Source organism: Tepiditoga spiralis (assembly GCF_014701195.1).
Taxonomy (GTDB): Bacteria; Thermotogota; Thermotogae; order Petrotogales; family Petrotogaceae; genus Tepiditoga; species Tepiditoga spiralis.
Genome location: NZ_AP018712.1, coordinates 1,812,493 through 1,831,372, shown reverse-complemented (window position 1 = coordinate 1,831,372; position 18,880 = coordinate 1,812,493). Strand labels below are relative to the sequence as shown.

The 18,880-nt window shown below is 23.6% G+C and carries 16 protein-coding genes; 6 read left to right on the top strand and 10 right to left on the bottom strand.

What is annotated here, in order from left to right:
• Window positions 1-62: 62 nt before the first annotated feature.
• The 4 genes from IGS63_RS11645 to IGS63_RS08545 all read left to right on the top strand — a co-directional run bounded on the left by IGS63_RS11645 (window position 63) and on the right by IGS63_RS08545 (window position 5,663).
• Window positions 63-839 carry an EFR1 family ferrodoxin gene (locus tag IGS63_RS11645; protein ID WP_194687797.1) on the top strand — a complete coding sequence of 259 codons (777 nt, stop codon included), beginning with the start codon at window positions 63-65 and terminating at the stop codon, window positions 837-839.
• The gene (locus tag IGS63_RS08555; RefSeq protein WP_190614143.1) at window positions 836-3,361 is read left to right on the top strand and encodes an efflux RND transporter permease subunit; all 2,526 of its coding nucleotides are present in this window, start codon (window positions 836-838) and stop codon (window positions 3,359-3,361) included. Before IGS63_RS11645 ends, IGS63_RS08555 begins: the two co-directional genes overlap by 4 nt.
• A gap of 1 nt (window position 3,362) precedes the next feature.
• The gene (locus tag IGS63_RS08550; protein ID WP_190614141.1) at window positions 3,363-3,938 is read left to right on the top strand and encodes a TetR/AcrR family transcriptional regulator; all 576 of its coding nucleotides are present in this window, start codon (window positions 3,363-3,365) and stop codon (window positions 3,936-3,938) included.
• Window positions 3,939-4,055: 117 nt separating this feature from the next.
• The gene (locus tag IGS63_RS08545; protein WP_190614139.1) at window positions 4,056-5,663 is read left to right on the top strand and encodes a C45 family autoproteolytic acyltransferase/hydrolase; all 1,608 of its coding nucleotides are present in this window, start codon (window positions 4,056-4,058) and stop codon (window positions 5,661-5,663) included.
• A 40-nt stretch (window positions 5,664-5,703) separates the two neighbouring features.
• Here the strand turns inward: IGS63_RS08545 and IGS63_RS08540 are convergent, their stop codons facing one another.
• Window positions 5,704-6,486, bottom strand: a complete 783-nt coding sequence (locus tag IGS63_RS08540; protein ID WP_190614138.1) for a mechanosensitive ion channel family protein — start codon at window positions 6,484-6,486, stop codon at window positions 5,704-5,706.
• A gap of 167 nt (window positions 6,487-6,653) precedes the next feature.
• Between IGS63_RS08540 and IGS63_RS08535 the strand changes: the two genes are divergently transcribed.
• Window positions 6,654-7,976, top strand: coding sequence for an alpha-amylase family glycosyl hydrolase (locus IGS63_RS08535; protein WP_190614136.1), 1,323 nt, complete (start codon window positions 6,654-6,656; stop codon window positions 7,974-7,976).
• A gap of 192 nt (window positions 7,977-8,168) precedes the next feature.
• Here the strand turns inward: IGS63_RS08535 and IGS63_RS08530 are convergent, their stop codons facing one another.
• The gene (locus IGS63_RS08530) at window positions 8,169-8,483 is read right to left on the bottom strand and encodes a hypothetical protein (protein WP_190614134.1); all 315 of its coding nucleotides are present in this window, start codon (window positions 8,481-8,483) and stop codon (window positions 8,169-8,171) included.
• Window positions 8,484-9,079: 596 nt separating this feature from the next.
• Here IGS63_RS08530 and IGS63_RS08525 point away from each other — a divergent pair.
• Window positions 9,080-9,862 carry an alpha/beta fold hydrolase gene (locus tag IGS63_RS08525; RefSeq protein ID WP_190614133.1) on the top strand — a complete coding sequence of 261 codons (783 nt, stop codon included), beginning with the start codon at window positions 9,080-9,082 and terminating at the stop codon, window positions 9,860-9,862.
• A gap of 94 nt (window positions 9,863-9,956) precedes the next feature.
• Here the strand turns inward: IGS63_RS08525 and IGS63_RS08520 are convergent, their stop codons facing one another.
• Genes IGS63_RS08520 through IGS63_RS08485 form a run of 8 tightly spaced genes read right to left on the bottom strand, consistent with a single transcriptional unit; the run spans window position 9,957 to window position 18,864 of the window.
• Complete coding sequence (locus IGS63_RS08520; RefSeq protein ID WP_190614131.1) at window positions 9,957-11,075, bottom strand: TetR/AcrR family transcriptional regulator; 1,119 nt, start codon at window positions 11,073-11,075, stop codon at window positions 9,957-9,959.
• A gap of 3 nt (window positions 11,076-11,078) precedes the next feature.
• The gene (locus tag IGS63_RS08515) at window positions 11,079-12,788 is read right to left on the bottom strand and encodes an alpha/beta fold hydrolase (protein ID WP_190614130.1); all 1,710 of its coding nucleotides are present in this window, start codon (window positions 12,786-12,788) and stop codon (window positions 11,079-11,081) included.
• Window position 12,789: 1 nt separating this feature from the next.
• Entirely contained in the window at window positions 12,790-13,671 is an 882-nt protein-coding gene (locus tag IGS63_RS08510; RefSeq protein WP_190614128.1) for a branched-chain amino acid ABC transporter permease, read from the bottom strand.
• A gap of 9 nt (window positions 13,672-13,680) precedes the next feature.
• Window positions 13,681-14,385, bottom strand: coding sequence for an ABC transporter ATP-binding protein (locus IGS63_RS08505; protein WP_190614126.1), 705 nt, complete (start codon window positions 14,383-14,385; stop codon window positions 13,681-13,683).
• Window positions 14,357-15,118 carry an ABC transporter ATP-binding protein gene (locus IGS63_RS08500; protein WP_190614124.1) on the bottom strand — a complete coding sequence of 254 codons (762 nt, stop codon included), beginning with the start codon at window positions 15,116-15,118 and terminating at the stop codon, window positions 14,357-14,359. Before IGS63_RS08500 ends, IGS63_RS08505 begins: the two co-directional genes overlap by 29 nt.
• A 50-nt stretch (window positions 15,119-15,168) precedes the next feature.
• Window positions 15,169-16,323, bottom strand: a complete 1,155-nt coding sequence (locus tag IGS63_RS08495) for an ABC transporter substrate-binding protein (RefSeq protein ID WP_190614122.1) — start codon at window positions 16,321-16,323, stop codon at window positions 15,169-15,171.
• A gap of 12 nt (window positions 16,324-16,335) precedes the next feature.
• Entirely contained in the window at window positions 16,336-17,538 is a 1,203-nt protein-coding gene (locus IGS63_RS08490) for an acetyl-CoA C-acetyltransferase (RefSeq protein ID WP_190614120.1), read from the bottom strand.
• Window positions 17,539-17,550: 12 nt separating this feature from the next.
• A complete protein-coding gene (locus IGS63_RS08485) occupies window positions 17,551-18,864 on the bottom strand; it encodes an acetyl-CoA hydrolase/transferase family protein (protein WP_190614119.1) in 1,314 nt (437 codons plus the stop codon).
• Between the last annotated feature and the right edge of the window lie 16 nt (window positions 18,865-18,880).

Here is an 18,880-nt window from a genome sequence, read left to right as displayed (position 1 = left end):
AATGAAAAAAATTATGTTATTATGTTTTTATATACCGAACGGTCGGTTTTTAAAAAGGAGGGATTAATATTAAAATAATAGACTTTTATTATTTTTCTGGGACAGGAAATACTTATTTAATTGTTGAAAAAGCAAAAAAAGTATTTGAAAAAAATAACTTTAAAGTTAATTTATATAGATTAGAAAAATCAAATCCAAAAAATATTGATGTTTCTCATATAATTGGATTAGCCTTTCCAGTTGCAGTTCAAAGTACCTATCCATTTGTTTGGGATTTTGTTAAAAATTTTCCAAATGTTGAAAACACTGATATATTTATGTTAGATACTCTTGAAATGTTTTCGGGTGCAGTTGTTGGTCCTATGAAAAGAATTTTATTAAAAAAGGGATTCAACCCAATAGGGGCATATGAATTTAAAATGCCAAGTAATTTTCTTTCAAAAAAAGAAATTAATAATAAAAAAATAAAAGGTTCATTATCTCAAGTAGAAACATATATAAGTTCTATAATAAATAATAAATCAAAGTGGGGTAGAAATCCAATTTTATCAGATCTTCTTTATTATTTAGTTTCTAATAAAGTGGTTTGGAAAGTTATTTCAAAATATATATCCCCAAAAGTAGATGAAAATAAATGTGTTTCTTGTGGACTGTGTGAAAAAATTTGTCCTGTAAATAATATAACTGTTGACAAATATCCTGTTTTTAATGATTCGTGTCAAGCGTGTATGAGATGTATAACTTATTGCCCATCTGATGCAATTTCCACTAAAAAAAATGATAAAAATTTTTATAAAGCTTTGCCTATACAGAAAATAATATCTGGAGGTGTAAAATGAACAAATTTGCAAATTTTATTATTAAAAATCACAAACGTATTATTTTAGTTTCAATTGTTTTAACTGTTGTTATGTCTTTTTTTATAACTAAACTAATTATAAAACCTGGTATGATAGATCTTCTTCCAGCAAATAATAGTTATGTTAAAGTTTACAATAAAGCATCAAAAACATTTAATGGAATAGATAGTATAATAGTTGGAATAAATGGAAATGAAAAAGATATTATTAATTACATAAACAATGTTTCAGAAAAAATTAAAACTTTAGAAGACACAGATAATGTAATATCAAAAATGCCTTTAGAATTTATATCAAAAAATTTAATATTATTTTCAAATGATTTAGAACAAGAATATTTAAAACAAATTTTAACTTCTGATTCTCTTGTATCATTTTTTCATGCATTAAATAAGTCTTTTGAAGAACCAAAAAAAGGATATAAAATTGATAATCAATCTAAAAAACAATTTAAGTCAATAATAAAAAATCTTACTGTTCTCTTAAATTCAATAAATGAAAATAAAAATATAGAAAAAAATACTAAAAATTTTTTATTGGGATCTGAATATATGATTTCAAATGATGGGAAAATGGGTATTTTTATAATAAATCCATCCATAGATTCAAATGATATTTTTAAAATTGTTAATTTTGTAAATACTGTAGAAAAAATAATAAAAGAAAATGCTTTAAAATACAATGTAAAAGCAGATATAACTGGTACATATGTTATTTCAAGAGATGAAATGGAAACTTCTGATAGAGATATGGCTGTTTCTACTATTGTATCTTTAATTTTAATTTTAATAATTTTTATTTTAGGATTTAAGATTTTTAGATATACTATTTTATCTGTGGTACCATTATTAATAGGAATTTTATGGTCTCTTGGACTTACTTACTTTCTTATTGGTTCATTAAATATTATGACGATGATGATGGCTTCAATTTTAATGGGACTTGGAATTGATTATTCAATACATATTATTTCTATTTTTCTTGAATATAGAAATGAAGGATATAATATAGAAGATTCTATAAGACAAATTTATTTAAAAAGTGTTCGAGGAATAATATCTGGTTCTGTAACAACAGCGATTGGATTTGGATTATTTGCTTTTAGTAGTTTCCCAGCTTTTAAGGAATTTGGAATTGTTTTATCTCTTGGAATAATATCTATATTAATAGCTTCAATTTTAATTTTACCTTCATTGTTAATGATATATGGAAATAAATTTAAACAATCTAAAAGCTATAATATAAATATAAATATTAAAAAAATTAGACTCCCAGCATTAATTATAACTATTGTATTATTAGTTTTATCTTTTTATAAAATCGGAAATGTTAGTTTTGAAACTAACATGATGAAAATAGAAGCAAAAGGTTTAAAAAGTTTAGAATTAAACCAAAAATTAATTGAAAAGTTTGAATTATCTTCTGATAATACAATATTTATTAATGATTCTTTAGAAGATGCTCGAAGATTAAAAAAACAGCTGACTAAACTTGAAACAGTGTCTATGATAGATAGTATTGTGGATTATATACCAGAAAAAACCTTACAAAATTCAAGATTAAATTATTCAAAAGCTATAAAAAATTATAATTCTCAAATTGAGAAAATTGATATTAGTAAGTTAAGAAAAGAACTCTCATTATTAAATGTTAATTTATTAAAATCTTCATTGGCTTTAAGAGCATTAAAAGAAAATAAATTAGCTGATTCATTATTGAATTTAATGAAAAGTAATATAGTAAATAAAATAAGTAAACAAAGCTCATTAACCCTTTTAAATGCAGAGAAAAAAATAAATTCTGTTTTATTCAATATAAAAAATAATTTAAATACAAAAAATTTTATAACCATAAATTCAATTCCAGAAAATATAAAAGAAAATTATTATAATAATGGATTATATCTAACAACAGTTTATCCATCTGGAGATATATGGAAATATGATTTTCAAAAAAAATATTTTAATGACTTAAATAAAATTAAAGATAAAGAAGTTAGCGGAACTGGATTAATATTTTTAAAAGTTATAGAATTATCTGGAAAAGAAGGAGGTAAAATACTTATAGCAACAATAATTGCCATTTACTTTGTATTATTATTAGACTTAAGAAATTTTAAATATTCAATAATTGCAACACTTCCTATGATATTATCTGTTATAATATTACTTGGAATTATGGGATGGTTTAATATAAAATTTAATGTAGTAAATATAATTGCTTTTCCATTAATTATTGGTATAGGCGTTGATGATGGAATACATTTAATTCATAGATATAAAATAGAAAAAAGTTTGTCTAAAGCTTTAAAAAGTACTGGAAAAGCTATAACTTTAACTACATTAACAACAGTTGCTGCTTTTGGTTCTTTTATGCTTGCAAAGTATCGAGGGTTTGTTGGCTTAGGATTAATATTTACAATTGGAATCACTTTGAGTTATTTAATAACTATTTTTACAGTTACATCTATTATAAGTTATATTGATAAAGTAGGTGAATAGTTTGGAAAAAATAAAAACTTATGATAAAATAATTTTTTCAGCTTTTGAAGAATTTTCAAATTCTGGATATAATGGAACTAGTATAAATCAAATAATAAAAAAAGCTAATGTTTCTAAAGGTGCTTTATATCATTATTTTAAAAGTAAAGAAGATTTGTTTTTAAAAACAATAGAGTTCTTTTCTAAACAAATAATGAATGGTTTTAGTGAATATATTCCATTGACTTTAGAAGATATTAAAAACTTTGGGTTTGAATCTTTAAAAATGTATAAAGAAAATATTCAAATACAAAAATTCACTTTGGAAGTAATGATAGAATCTTCAAGAAATAATTCTGTAAAAATGAAATTAAATGATTTAATGAATATGTTTATGAATTTATTTGAAAATTTATTTAAAGAATATAAAAAAATGGGATTATTAAAAAAAGATACTGATACAAAATTGATTTCACAAAAAACATTTATATTACTCGATTCCCTTGGTTTATACATTTCTTTTGACTTTAAAATTGAATATGAAAAAATATGGAATGATTTTATTGATAATGAATTATCAAGATATTGGACAAAATAATATATATAATACTAAAATAAAGATGAACCTTGTATCTTTATTTTAGTATTTTTTGGGTTTATTTTAACTAATTAAAAAAATATTTTATAAAAAAATTTTTAAAGTGGAGGTTTTTGTATGAAAAAGATAGCGTTAAGTATTAGTTTTGTGATTTTATTAATTTTAGTATATATTGGATATTTATTTTTACCAATAAATTATACTGTTGATAAAATTCAAAATAAAAATTTTAAAATAGAAAAATATGGGAACATAAAAGTAGTTTATTTATCTGGTAATTATGAAGAAATTGGATATCAGCATGGATTAGCTTTAAAAGATGATATACATTCTATGGAATTAAAATTAAAAAATATAATGAAAGATACTAATTTTTTTGAAAATATTGCAATTAGATATACATTAAAAAGTTATTTTAAAAATATTCCAGTAAAATATAAAAAAGAAATGGCTGAAATATCAAAAGCTTCTAAAGTATCATTAGATACCATAATTTTATTGAATGTTTATGATGAAATTTATAATTTATATGGATGTACTAATGCAGCTATATGGGGAAAGAATACAGAGAATGGAGAAATCATTCATGGAAGAAATTTAGATTATATGTATGTTGAATCAATCTGGGATTCAAATGTTTTGTTTGTTTATGATATAAAAGATGAAAATGGATTTTTATCATTGAATTTTCCTGGTATAATAGGAGTTTTGACTGGAACGAATGATAAAGGAATTAGTTTGGGATCTATGACATCGGAATCTGTTAATGAATCAAGTTCAGGTATTCCAACTGGTATTTTATATAGAATGATACTTGAAAAATCAAATAATGTTGATGATGTAGAAAAGATATTAAGATCAACAAAAAGAACAATTGGTAATAATTTAATGATAGGAAGTAAAAAAGATAAAAAAGCAGTTGTTTTTGAATTTGATTCAAAATATCTTGAAAAAATAGAAAATGATAATATAATTACATCCACAAATCATTTTACAAAGCTAAAAAACAAAAAATTAGATTATTTAAAAGATACAAAAACAAGAAAAGAAGAAGCTTATTCAAAATTAAATCATGAAAAATTAAGTGCTAAAGATATGATAGATGTATTAAGATTTAGAGAAGGAGATAATCCAATATGTAAATGGGGAACTGTTCAAAGCGTTGTTTTTCTTCCAACTTCAAGTCAAATTTATGTAGCAGCTAATGATTCTCCATATGCACCAACTGGAAGATATTTTAAATTTAAATATGAAAACAATCAATTAAGTTATTTAAAAACTGTTGATTATATAGATGACTATTTAGATTATATATCATATATTTCAAAGGAAAATTTGAAATCAGGAAAATGGAAAAAAGAAAAAATACTATCGATTTTAAATTCATTTTTAAAGTATAAAGATATAAAGAATGTTTGGAAAAAACAAGATATTATTTTTTATTTAGATGATGTTGGATTAAAAAATGAAGCACAAAAATATATTAAAGATGTAATAGATTATATGAATGATAATAAAATTAAATATGAAAATAGTAAAAATAAAAAAGATTATTCGGAAGTAAAAGAAAATTATATATATTCACTTATGGTTTTAACACAAGTTTATAATGAAAGAAAAGAATATGAAAAAGTTCGTAAATATGCAAATATTGGATTAAATATAGAAAACAGTTATGAAGATGAATTTTTTAAAAGTATTCTTACTTCTACAAATAAAAAATAATGTTTATAAATAAACAAAATAAAGATGGGATTTCCCATCTTTATTTTAATATTTTTAAGTCTATTTTTTGATAAGGAATTTCAATACCATTTTTATCAAATTCTTCTTTTAATTTTTTTGCTAAATTCATTTTTAGTGTAAAAAAATCTTCTTTTTTAACCCAAAATTTTATATTAAAATCAATTGATGAAGAATTAAATGAGTCAAATAAAATCATAGTACTATGGTTTTCATCATCTACAATGTCAAAATTTTTTAAAGTTTCATTTATGATAGATAAAGCTTTTTGAATATTACTTTCATAAGAAATGCCAATAATTAATTCATTTCTTCTAATATTTTCTGGCCAATAATGAATGATTTTTGAAGACCAAACAATATTATTTGGAATATAAGCTAATTTTCCATCCCAAGTTTTTATTAAAACATGATTTAGTGTTATTTCTTCAATAGTTCCACTAACATCATTTATTTCAACTGCTTCATTTTCAAGAAAAATTTTGTTCATCATTATTAAAATTCCACAAATAAAATTAGAAACAGGTTCTTTTACAGCAAGACCTACTATAATACCACTTATCCCCATTCCAGTTAAAAATGGCATAAAATCCTTAAAGAGTATAGAAATTATTATAAAAACAGAAAAGGTGTATGAAGCTAAATTTATTAATGATTTAGTAGAATTTTTATACTTTAATTTAATATTTTTAGTTATTGCATTGTATAAAACATTTGAAACTACTTTTGTTAAAAATAACAAAAGTAAACTTGCTCCAATTCTTATAGAATAATCAATAATTATATCTAATTTTAACCAATTCATATTCAGGCATCACCTTCTTTATAAAATATAATTAATAAAATTATACACTATTGAAGAATATAATGCAAAAATATTTTTTCAATACAAGAAATACAATATCTCTTAATCTTATTGAAAACGTTTTCTATTATAATGTATTTAATAACTTTACTTTTGAGGAGGAATTTATGTTTATTGGATATCATATATTAATTAAATTTTTTAAAGATGGAAATATTGAAAACAATTGGAAAAAAGAAGAATATTTGAAGTTTGAAAAAAATTCAATTGAAGGAGATTTACAAGGGATTATTGAAAAATTAGATTATTTACAAGATCTTGGAATAGATTTAATTTATTTAGGTCCAATATATGAATCTAAAACAACTCATGGTTATGATACTATAAATTATTATAAAATTGCATCTCACCTTTCTTCTAAAGAAGAAAATAAAAGAAATGAAGTATTAAAAAAATTATTAATTGAATCTCACAAGAGAGGTATAAAGGTAATTTTAGACTTGGTTTTAAACCATGCATCTAAAAATTATGATATGAAATCAATTAAAAATTTTAATGTGAAAACTGAACCACCACAGTCTATTCAAGAAAAAAGATGGCAAACCTTATTTCAATTTTGGAATATATCAGATATTGAAACAAGAAAATTTTTAATTGATGTTGGAAAGTATTGGTTAGAAAATTTTGATGTTGATGGTTTTAGATTAGATCATGCTTTGGGAATTGAACGTTCTTTTTGGAAAGAATTTTCTAAAGAAATGAAAAAGATAAAGAGTGATGTTATCTTACTTGGAGAAGTTTGGGATGATGTTGCAGATGAAGAAGAAAACTATGAATTAATAAAAAAATTTAAAAGTTTTGAAAATGAAAAAATATTTACAAGTTTATTTGATTTTTTTATATATGATGTTTTGAAAGATGTATTTATAGAAAAAAATAAATCTTTAAAAGACTTTTATAAAATGATTTCAAAATCAAATGAATTAAATGATACACACTTTAATTTAACTTATTTTGTTGAAAATCATGATGTACCAAGGTTCATAGATTTGTGTAAAAATAAAGAAATATTTTTTAATGTTATGAAAGTTCTTATGGTAATAACTGGGAATGTTATGTTAGAGTATGGAAATGAAATAGCATTAGCTGGAGATAAAAACTTTGAATGGTTTCATGAAAGTGGAAGAGTTCCAATGAAATTTAAAAAAAATTGGAATTTAAAAGAAATAGAAACCTTTAATTTAATAAAAAAATTAATAAAGATTAGAAAAGAAAACAAAGAATTATCTGATGGAAGTTATGAATTGATATATAGTAGTGATGATAGCATTTTATTTAAGAAAAAACTGAATAAAAAAGAAACTTTTGTTTTAATAACATTTAAGACTTTTAAAGCAGATTATGAGTTTGAAGATTTGATAAGTAATGAAAAAGAAATCAATATTTTTGAACCTGGAGTTTATTATTTAAAGAGAGTACATTTCTTTTAAATTTATTATATTAATATCAAAAAAAGTGCATTTTCTAATGAATTTGCACTTTTTTATGTATAGTTTATTATTTATACAACATTTTCTTTCATATTAATTTTAGTTTGTAAACACTATAGTTTTTGCAGTATTTTAATTTAATTAATTGTCTACTTGTCAAAAGTCTGTTCATAAATTGCTTTTATTAAATCTTTATTCATTTAAATATTTAAAAATTTTTTTGCCATATATTGCTCCAATAAATGAAAAATACATTGGTGGATAATACCAAAAAAATACAATAGAAATAATAGCTCTTAATACCTCTGCAATATTTATAAAAAATTTATCATTAATGTTATATTTCATTTTAATAAGGTTCATTGAAATATCTATAGAAATAAGCATTACAAAAAAACCAATTACATCACTTGTTAAAACAGGTACCTCAAGAATTTTTATAAGAAATAACAACAATAAACCCATACATGTAGTTAATAAATGTTTTAATGTTAATTTTTTTATCATTTATTATCCATCCATCCAGAAATGCTTTCTCCAATTGTACCAATTAATAAAGTATTATCAATATTTTTGATATTATCAATTAAAAATATTCAAATCACCTTCTTTTAATCTTTTAAACTATTTTTATTTATGTCAAAAATATTATATAAAAAAATATATATATTGTCAACTATTTTTGTTTTTTTAATGTTATTATTATTCATTTTTATAATTTTTGTTTGATCTTCATATACAAATTCTTTACAATTATTTGAAATAAAAATATTTTTTTTGCTTTTAACATTGTATTTATAATCTTAATATTTCTATTTTTAATCTATTTTTCAATTTGAAAATAATCAACATTTATTTGAATTAAATTATGAGTACTTTAATTGGTTCTATTTTATCTCATACACTATCTTTTACAACCATTTAAAAGAAATAGAAATTTTTGTTTTAATACCCTTTGAAACTTTTAAAATGGAATATAAGTTTAAAGATTTGATAAGTAATGAAAAAGAAATCAATATTTTTGAACCTGGAGTTTATTATTTAAAGAGAGTATAATTACTCTCTTTAAATAAATGTGATATAATAAATGAGAGGTGATTCTTATGTTATCTAAAAACAAAAAAATAAATTATGAAATTCACGGAAGTGGTAAGCCTTTAGTGTTATTAAATGGAATAATGATGAATACTTTAAGTTGGGTTGAACATGTAAAGATTCTTGAAAAATATTTTACTGTAATAACTTATGATATGAGAGATCAAGGAATGTCATTGCATGAAGAAAAAAAATATGATATTTCAATTCATGTCAATGATTTAAATGAATTAATTGGAGAATTAAATTTAAAAAAAATTAATTTACTTGGGCTTTCTTATGGTGGAATGGTTTCACAATTATTTACACTTAAATTTCCTGAAAAAGTTGATAAATTAATTTTATCAAATACGGTTGATTATGTTGATAACTATTTAAAAGTTTTAGGACAGCTGTGGATTCAAGCTGCAAAACTATATGATGGAGAAAAATTTTTTGATATAGCATTACCTATTATATATTCAAGAAATTTTTATAACAATAATTATGATTGGTTAATGTCAAGAAGAAAAATATTTAAAGATTATTTAAATAAAGATTGGTATGATGGATTTATAAGACTTGCAGAATCTAATAAAGAATTTGATGTTAGAAATAAAATTGAAACTATAAAATCTGATACTTTAATTCTTGCTGGCGATGAAGATATAATAACTCCTTTAAATATAATGAAAAATATGAATAAAAAAATTAAAAATTCAACTTTAAAAGTTTTTAATGAAACTGGTCATGGTATGTTTTTAGAAAAAATGAATGAATATTTAAATATTTGTATTAAATTTATAAAATAAAAGAATAATCAATTTTGATATAATAAAATGAAATTATAATGAAAAAAAGATGATTTATGTTAATAAATCATCTTTTTTTCATTATTTACTTTTTTTAGATATGTTTAATACCATTTGAAAGATATTTTGAAAATTGTTTTAAAAATATTTTTATACTTGGAATATTTTTACTAAATATGCTTTCTATACCAATATAGTGATTATATCCAACAAAAATATTAGCTAATAAAATATTATCTTTATAGTTAAAACTTTCAAATAATTTTTTATACATTTTTTCATAAAAGTTATAATATTCAACAACTTCCTTGTTTACAACAAATTCTGCTTCTCTCAATATTAAATAATAATTATGATATTTTTTAAAAAATAAAATAAAATTGTATATATTTCTTATTATTTTTTCAAGAGGATTTAAAGAATCAATTTGATTAGTATTTAAAAAATCTCTTGCTTTTTTTCCAATTATTTTTACTATTTCTTCTAAAAATTCATCTTTGCTATCAAATAATAAATAAAATGTTCCAACTGAAAAACCTGCTTCTTTTGTTATATCATATATTCCAACATTGAAATATCCGTTTTCTCCAAATAATTTTATTCCAGAATCTAATAATTTACTTTTAGTTTTATTATCTTTTTTGTATTTTATAAATTTTGGTTTTGAAAATAGTTTTTCAAGGTCGTTTAATTTATAATCAAAAAATCCATTTAACAAATATTTTTTTAAATTATCTATAGGTGTTTTAAGAGCATTATAAGCGTATCTGATATTAACAAATCTCATTGGAGATAACAAATATAGATATTCAACCTCTGATATTTTTTTATTGAAAATATCAGATAGGGTTTTCATATAAATATTTCTTAATTTTTCTTCGTATTCAGGGAATCTAAATTGCCCTTCTCTAAAAATAGTAACAAGAGATTTTTTTTCAATTGCAATTTTAAATAATTTTTCTGAAAAATCTTGTAATTTTTCAGATGAAGTATTTCCTTGTAGTGTAGATGTTATTTCTTCTATATACTCGAGTAATAAATTTAAAAGATATTCAAATATAACTTTTTTATTTTTAAAATATCTATATATTACTCCATTTGAAACACCTGCATTTCTACAAATTTCGGCAACTGAAACTGTTTCAAACCATTTTTTTGAAAATAATTCAATGGCAGAATCTATTATTTTATCTTTTGTATTTTTTTTATTCATAATTTACTCCTTGTAAAAATCTTTTAATATAGTTATAAATAAATTTGGATCTTCTAGTATTAATGAATGACCAACATGATCTATAATTTTTAATTTTCCATTAAAAAAATCAGTTGTTTTTTTAGCCATTGTTGTACTAACTATTGTATCTTTTTTACCATACAAATATAACATTTTTCCATTAAATTTATTTTTCAATTTTAAATAATTATATTTTTCTAGGGCTCGAGCATTTTCTATAAAACATTCAGATTTCATTAAAAGGCCATCTTTTACTAATTCATTTAAAAGTTTTTTATTTTGCATTTCGGGCATGATTGATTTTAAAGCTTTTTTAAAGAGTGAAAAATTATTTTTATAGAGATTTAGTATTGGATAATTTTCTTCAGGTGTTTTTAATCCATCTATTGAAGATGAATTTATTAAAATTAAATTTTGAGATAAATTTGGATTTTTTAAAATTAAATTCATTGCAATTGCTCCACCTAATGAATGACCAACTATTATTGGATTCTTAATTTTTAATGTTATAATAAATTCTTTTACATAATTAGAATATGTATCAATACTAAATTCATTTATTCTATCAGATAATCCAAAGTTTGGTAAATCTAAAGAATAAATTTTAAAATTTTCAATAGTATTTACTTGATTAAACCAATTCAAAGAAGCAAAATTTCCATGTATCATTACTATTGGTATGCCTTCTCCGTTTTCATAATAATGTATTTTTTTATTATTTATTTCTACAAATTTATTTACTTTTTTATATTTTTTATGATATTTTTTTATAAAATAAATAAAAGGTAATTCAAAAAAATTATAATATCCTTTTAATATACCATAAAAAATTCCATTAGGAATAAAAAGAACAAAAATTATTAATAATATTCCAAATATAAAAGACATGGGTATCATAGTTCTTGAGAATAAGAAAGGAAGTCCAATAATTATAATAGAACCAATTAAACTACCATATGACGATGCCATACCTCCAATTACTATTATGGCAAGTAAGTTTAAAGATGTGTTTAATCCAAAATCAGTTGGAGATATATAACCAATAGTATGTGCATATAGGCTCCCAGCAATTCCACCATAAATAGAACTTACTACAAATGCATGTACTTTTATTTTTGAAATAGAAATTCCATAAGCTTTAGCTGCAACTTCACTATCTCTTACCATTTTATATTTTATCCCTATAGTAGAATTTACTATTAAATCACTCACATAAATACATAATGTATAAAATATTAAATTTAAAATAAACATACCAAAATCATTGTTAAATATTTTAGGAATATTTCTTATCCCTATATGTCCTCCTAGAAAAGAGAAAGAAGAAATTAATTCTTGAATAGAAATTCCAAAAGCCATAGTAGCTATTGCTAGATAAAAACCTTTTAATCTAAGTGCAGGCATTCCAATTATTATTCCTAAAATTGAAGAAAGTATTATTACTATCAATAAGTTCAATATAAATGGTGTATTAAAATTAATAGATAAAAAAGTGCTTGTATATGCTCCAATAGCCATAAATGCACCATGTCCTATGGATATTTGTCCAGTATAACCAGAAAGAATATTTAAACCTTGAGATACTATTGAAAATATTAATATGCTTGAGAAAATTAACAATATAAATGGTTTTGAGCTAAAGATTAATCCTAAACTTAAACCTATTAAAAGAGTATATATAATTTTTTTCATATTAAACTCTCCCTTCGGATCTTTTACCGAACAATCCTGTTGGTTTAAAAACTAATACTAATATAATTAATAATAATATAATTGATAATTGATAATCAGGTGAAATATACATTCCAACTATTTTTTCTAATATTCCAAGTATTAACCCTCCAATTATTGCACCAAAAAAACTTGAAAAACCTCCTATAACACCAGCAGTAAAACCATATAATTGCATATTAACCATCATATTAGGATTAACGTAAGTTTTTGGTGAAATCAATATAGCAACTATTACTGAAATAGATATTCCAATTCCCCAAACTATAGAATCAACCAAATTTACATTTATTCCAACAACATCAGAACCTATTTCATCTTGAGAACGAGCTCTTATGGCTGTTCCAATTTTTGTAAACTTTAAAAATATTGTAAGGCTTAAGGAAATAAAAATAGCTATTATACTTATAAATATATCATTTCCGGGCATCACTAAAATATTTTCTTTTAAATTTAAAATAACTGGTGGAAGAGAAATAATTTCTGGTAATACTTTAAATTCTGTTCCCCATATCATTATTGCCAATCCTTCAAATACCATTAATAATCCCAAAGTTATTATTAACATAGCTCCATGAGATAAATGTTTTATTGGCCTCATTAAAAATTTTTCTATTAATAGTCCAAGTGAGAATCCAAAAATTATTGCTAAAATTATAGATACAAAAAAATTATTTGTTATTAAATATAATGAAAATGCAACATAAGCCCCAATCATTCCTGCATGTCCATGAGAAAAATTCATTACTCCAACAGTTTTAAATATTAAAGATATACCAATGGCCATTAGTCCATATAAAGCACCTTGTGGTATACCTAAAATTACACTTTGTAATATTAACATAAGTTCACCTCACATTCCAATATATGCTTTTTTGATCTTTTTATTATTTAAAAGTTCCTTAGCATTTTCAGATTGAATAATTTTTCCATTTTCTAAAATATAAGCTCTATCACTTATTTCTAAAGATTTTATAGCATTTTGTTCAACTAATAAAATAGATATACCTTCTTTTTTTAATTTTAACAATATATTAAAAATTTCATCTGTTATTATTGGAGCTAAGCCAAGAGAAGGTTCATCTAACATAAATAACTCTGGATCTCCCATTAAAGAACGTCCAATTGCAAGCATTTGTTGCTCTCCTCCTGATAAAGATCCTGCATTTTGTTTTTTTCTATCATAGAGTTTTGGAAATAAGTCATAAACTTTTTTTAAATTTTTTTTGATGTTTCCACGAATAAAAGCCCCCATTTTTAAGTTTTCTTCAACAGAGAGTTCATAAAATACTCTTCTGTTTTCTGGACATAAAATCAATCCTGATTTAACTCTTTTATAAGTAGGTATATTTGATATATTGATACCTTTAAACTTTATTCTTCCTTTATTTTTTACAACATTCATTATTCCAAAAAGAGTTGAAGTCTTTCCTGCACCATTTGACCCCAAAATAGATACAATTTCCCCTTTGTTTACTTCAAATGAAATATTTTTAACAGCTTTAACTTGTCCATAGTTGACCATTAAGTTATTTATTTCTAATATTTTTTTTAACATTTTTTCCTCCTCCCAAGTAAACATTTATTACTTCTTCATTTAAAGAAATTTCATTTGGTGCTCCTTCAGCAATTTTTTTACCAAAGTTTATAACCGTTATTTCATCAGAAACTTTCATTACAAGAGACATATCATGTTCGACAAGTAAAATAGTTTTTCCTTTACTTTTTAATAAGTTTAAAATGGAAAGAATTTCTGAAGTTTCTTGATTATTTAAGCCTGCAGCAGGTTCATCAAAAAGTATTAAACTAGGTTTAGAAACTATTGCACGAGCTATTTCTACTCTTTTTAAAATCCCATAAGATAATTGATAAGGATAAGAAAATAATCTGTTTTTTATTTGTAGCAATTCAGAAATTTCTAAAATGACATCATATGCTTTTAATTTTAATTTTTTATCATTAAAAGAATTTTTATTAAAGGTATGAACGTATCCAGATAAAATATTTTCATAAACATTCATATAATTAAACAGCTGTAAATTTTGAAATGTTCTTGTTATCCCCTTATAGATTATTTCATTGGATTTTAAATTTAATAACGATTCATTATTAAATAAAATATTTCCTTTGTTTGGTTTAATAATTCTTGTTATAACATTAAATAAAGTTGTTTTACCAGCACCGTTTGGTCCAATTAAAGAGTGTATTGTATTTTTTTGTATAGTGAATGATAAATTTTCTAAAGCTTTTAATCCACCAAATTTAACAGTTATATCTTTTATATTAAGCATAAAAATTCACCTCTTTAAAAAATGCGGGGTTTTATAACCCCGCTCAATATTTATTTTGAATAATTAATCCAATCACTTGCTTTTACCCAAATACCATTTTTTACTTTTAAAACATACATTGATTCTTTACCCATTCTTGAATTTTCATTATTTAATTTATCATATGTAATTTCATGAGCAGCTACGCCATTCCATTTGTGAATACTTTCCATTCCCATTATAAAATTTTCTGTTGTTAAATTTATTCCAGCTCTTTTTAATCCTTCAACAAATGTTTCTGCTGCGATCATACCAGCAATTGCATAAGCATTTGGTAATTCTTTATAATATTTTTGATAAATTTTAAAAACCTGAAGATCTGTATTAGAAAAATCAACATCAACCCATGCCATGGCTTCTACATTTTCTGCTGCACTTCCAGCATATTTTATAAAAGTAATATCAGCATTAGCATAAGTTAAAATATAATTTTGATTTTTTAAACCATATTGTTTTGCCTGTTTAACAAAATTAATTGTTTGAGGATTAAATAACATTACAGCAATTGAATCAGGTCTTGCAGCTATTAATTTAGTCATTTCTGTTGAAAAATCGTTTGCGGTAGGGTTTATTGCTATATTTACAACTGGCTCCATTCCATTTTTTTCTAAAGCTTTTTTTGCAGAGTTAAGAAATTCTTTACCATCATCAGCATTTCTATATACTATGGCAATTTTTTTAGCATGTTTATCTTTTATGAGATGATTAATAACAATATTTCCTTCAAGTGTGTAATTAGGTTGAACAGGAAAAATATATTTTTTAGGTGGTATGGCCAATAATGATGAACCACTACCTTGATAAACAAAAGGAATCTTTGAATCATTTAAATATTTCATTACTGCTAAACATCCTGGCGTTCCTAATCCACCAACAATTGCAAACACTTTATCATTTTCAACAAGTCTTTTAACTTCTACAGTTGTTTTTGCAGGATTAAATTGATCATCTGCTACAATAAAATTAATTTTTCTTCCATAAATTCCACCATTATCATTTATATAGTTAAAGTATGCTTTCATACCATTTGTCATTGGTTGTCCAATAAAAGCAACTGGTCCAGATAAAGCTTGAAAAGATCCAACTTTTATCTCATTGTCAGTAATAGTTCCAAAAATATTCAAATTTAAAGTGAAAATGATAAAAATAAATAATAACTTCTTCATTTTGTTTCCCCCTTATTTAATATTTTTAATAACAATAGCAGTACCCATACCGCCACCAATGCACAATGATGCCAATCCTACATTTGAATTTCTCTTTTTCATTTCATGTATTAAAGTTACTGTTATTCTGTTTCCTGATGCTCCTATTGGATGCCCTATTGCTATTGCTCCTCCATTTACATTTGTTCTTTCAGTAAACCATTCTTTTGTTAAGTTATACTTTTCTGTAAGTGCCTTTATATTTGCCAATGATTGTGCTGCAAAGGCTTCATTTAATTCTAATAATTCCATATCTTTTAATTCATATTCTGTATATTTTTCAAAGAGATTACTTATTGCTGCAACTGGTCCCATTCCCATGTATGCTGGATCTACTCCTCCTTGATCATATGCAGCTATTTCTGCTATTGGTTTTAAGTTATATTTTTTTACTGCTTCTTCTGATGCTAATAGCATTGCACTTGCTCCATCATTTATTCCTGATGAGTTACCTGCTGTTACTGTTCCATCTTTTTTGAATGCTGGTCTTAATTTTGCAAGTTTTTCTGCTGTTGTTCCAAATCTTGGATATTCATCTGTATCTACTGTTACTGTTCCTTTTCTTGTTTTTATTTCTACTGGTATTATTTCATCTTTAAACTTTCCTGCTTTTATTGCTTCTTCTGCTCTGTTTTGACTCATTGCTGATAGTTCATCCATTTCTTCTCTTGTTATTCCATATTTTTCTACTAAGTTTTCTGCTGTTACTCCCATATGATAGTCGTTGAATACATCCCAAAGTCCTTCTCGTATCATATGATCCGTTACTTTCATATCTCCAAACTTACTTCCAAATCTTGATTTTGAAGGTAAGTTGTATGGTGCATTTGACATACTTTCCATTCCTGCCGCTACTACTAAGTCTGCTCCTAATTTTATTTCATTTGCTGCAAGCATTATTGCCTTCATTCCACTTCCACATATCATATTTATTGTATATGCTGGAACTTCTACTGGTATGCCTGCTTTTATCGATGCTTGCCTTGCTGGTCCCATCCCTTGTCCCGCTTGTAATACATTTCCTACTACTACTTGATTTATATTTTTGGGATCAACATCTTTTATTACTTCTTTTATTGCAATTGCACCTAACTCCGATGCTGTTAAGTCTTTTAATGCTCCTCCAAAACTTCCTACTGCTGTTCTTTTTGCTTCTACTATATATACTTTTCTCATTGTTTTTTCCTCCTATAAATATCCATATTCTTTTGCTTTTTTTCTTAAATCATTTTTAAATTTAGGATGTGAAATAGATATTAAATTTTCAACCCTTTGTTTTATGCTTTTTCCACGTAAATGTACTACCCCATATTCTGTTGCAACATAATCTAAGTCTTGTCTTGGAACAGTAACGGGAGAACCTAAAGGTAAAACTGGAACTATTGTAGAGATAGTTTCATTTTTTGCAGTAGATTTTAAAGCTATAATCCCTTTTCCGTTTTTACTCTTTATAGCCCCTCTATGTGTATCTAATTGTCCACCAGTTCCAGAAAATTGTTTAGTGCCAAATCCTTCTGAACAAACCTGTCCTGTTAAGTCAATTGAAATTGCTGTATTGATACTAATCATATTATCGTTTTTTGCAATTATATAAGGATCATTAACATAATTTCCGCGCATTAATTGAATTCCGGGATTATTATCTAACCATTCATACATTTTTTTACTTCCTAAAGCAAAAGTGCAGACAAATTTACCTTTCCATAAATTTTTTTTCATGTTAGTAATTACACCATTTTCAAATAATTCTATCATTGATTCCGTAAACATTTCTGTATGAATACCAAGATCTTTTTTATCTTTTAAAAGTTTAGCTATGGCATTTGGAATTCCACCTATTCCAATTTGTATTGTTGAACCATTATTTATCAAAGAAGCTATATTTTTAGCTATTTTTGATTCTAAATTTTTTGGTTCTACGATATTTAATGTTGGTAATTCCCATGTATTTTCAAAAATAAAATCAATTTGATTTATATGAATTTGTGTTTCACCATGTATCCAAGGCATTTTTTCATTTACTTCTAATATTACTTTTTCTGCATTTTCTAAAATATCCATTTCATAAACATTAGAAATTCCAAGATTAAAGTATCCATTTTTTTCATGCATAGGAGTAACCGTTCCCCAAAAAATTATAGGTAATTGTTCTTCTTTTATACTTGAAAGTTTGTCATGTGAGGCCATATGAAGATTATTTGGAATGAAATCTACGGTATTTATATTTTGTTTTTTAACTTTTCTTGTCGGATCACTCATAAACCAAGTATGATTTTCAAATTTCCCTTCATTATTTTTTTCAAAAGTAAAAGCGTATTCTTTCATATTTAAACAAGTTATTATTTTTACATATTCAAAATGGTCTTTAAATTTATTTAAATTTTCTAGTAGCCCTTGAGATTCTGTTGCAGCTAATCCTGTAACAATAATACATTTTTTGGGTAATTTTTTCATTATTTCATTTATGTTTTTAAGTTTTTTATTATATAACTCTTTCCACATAAAAATCACACCTTTT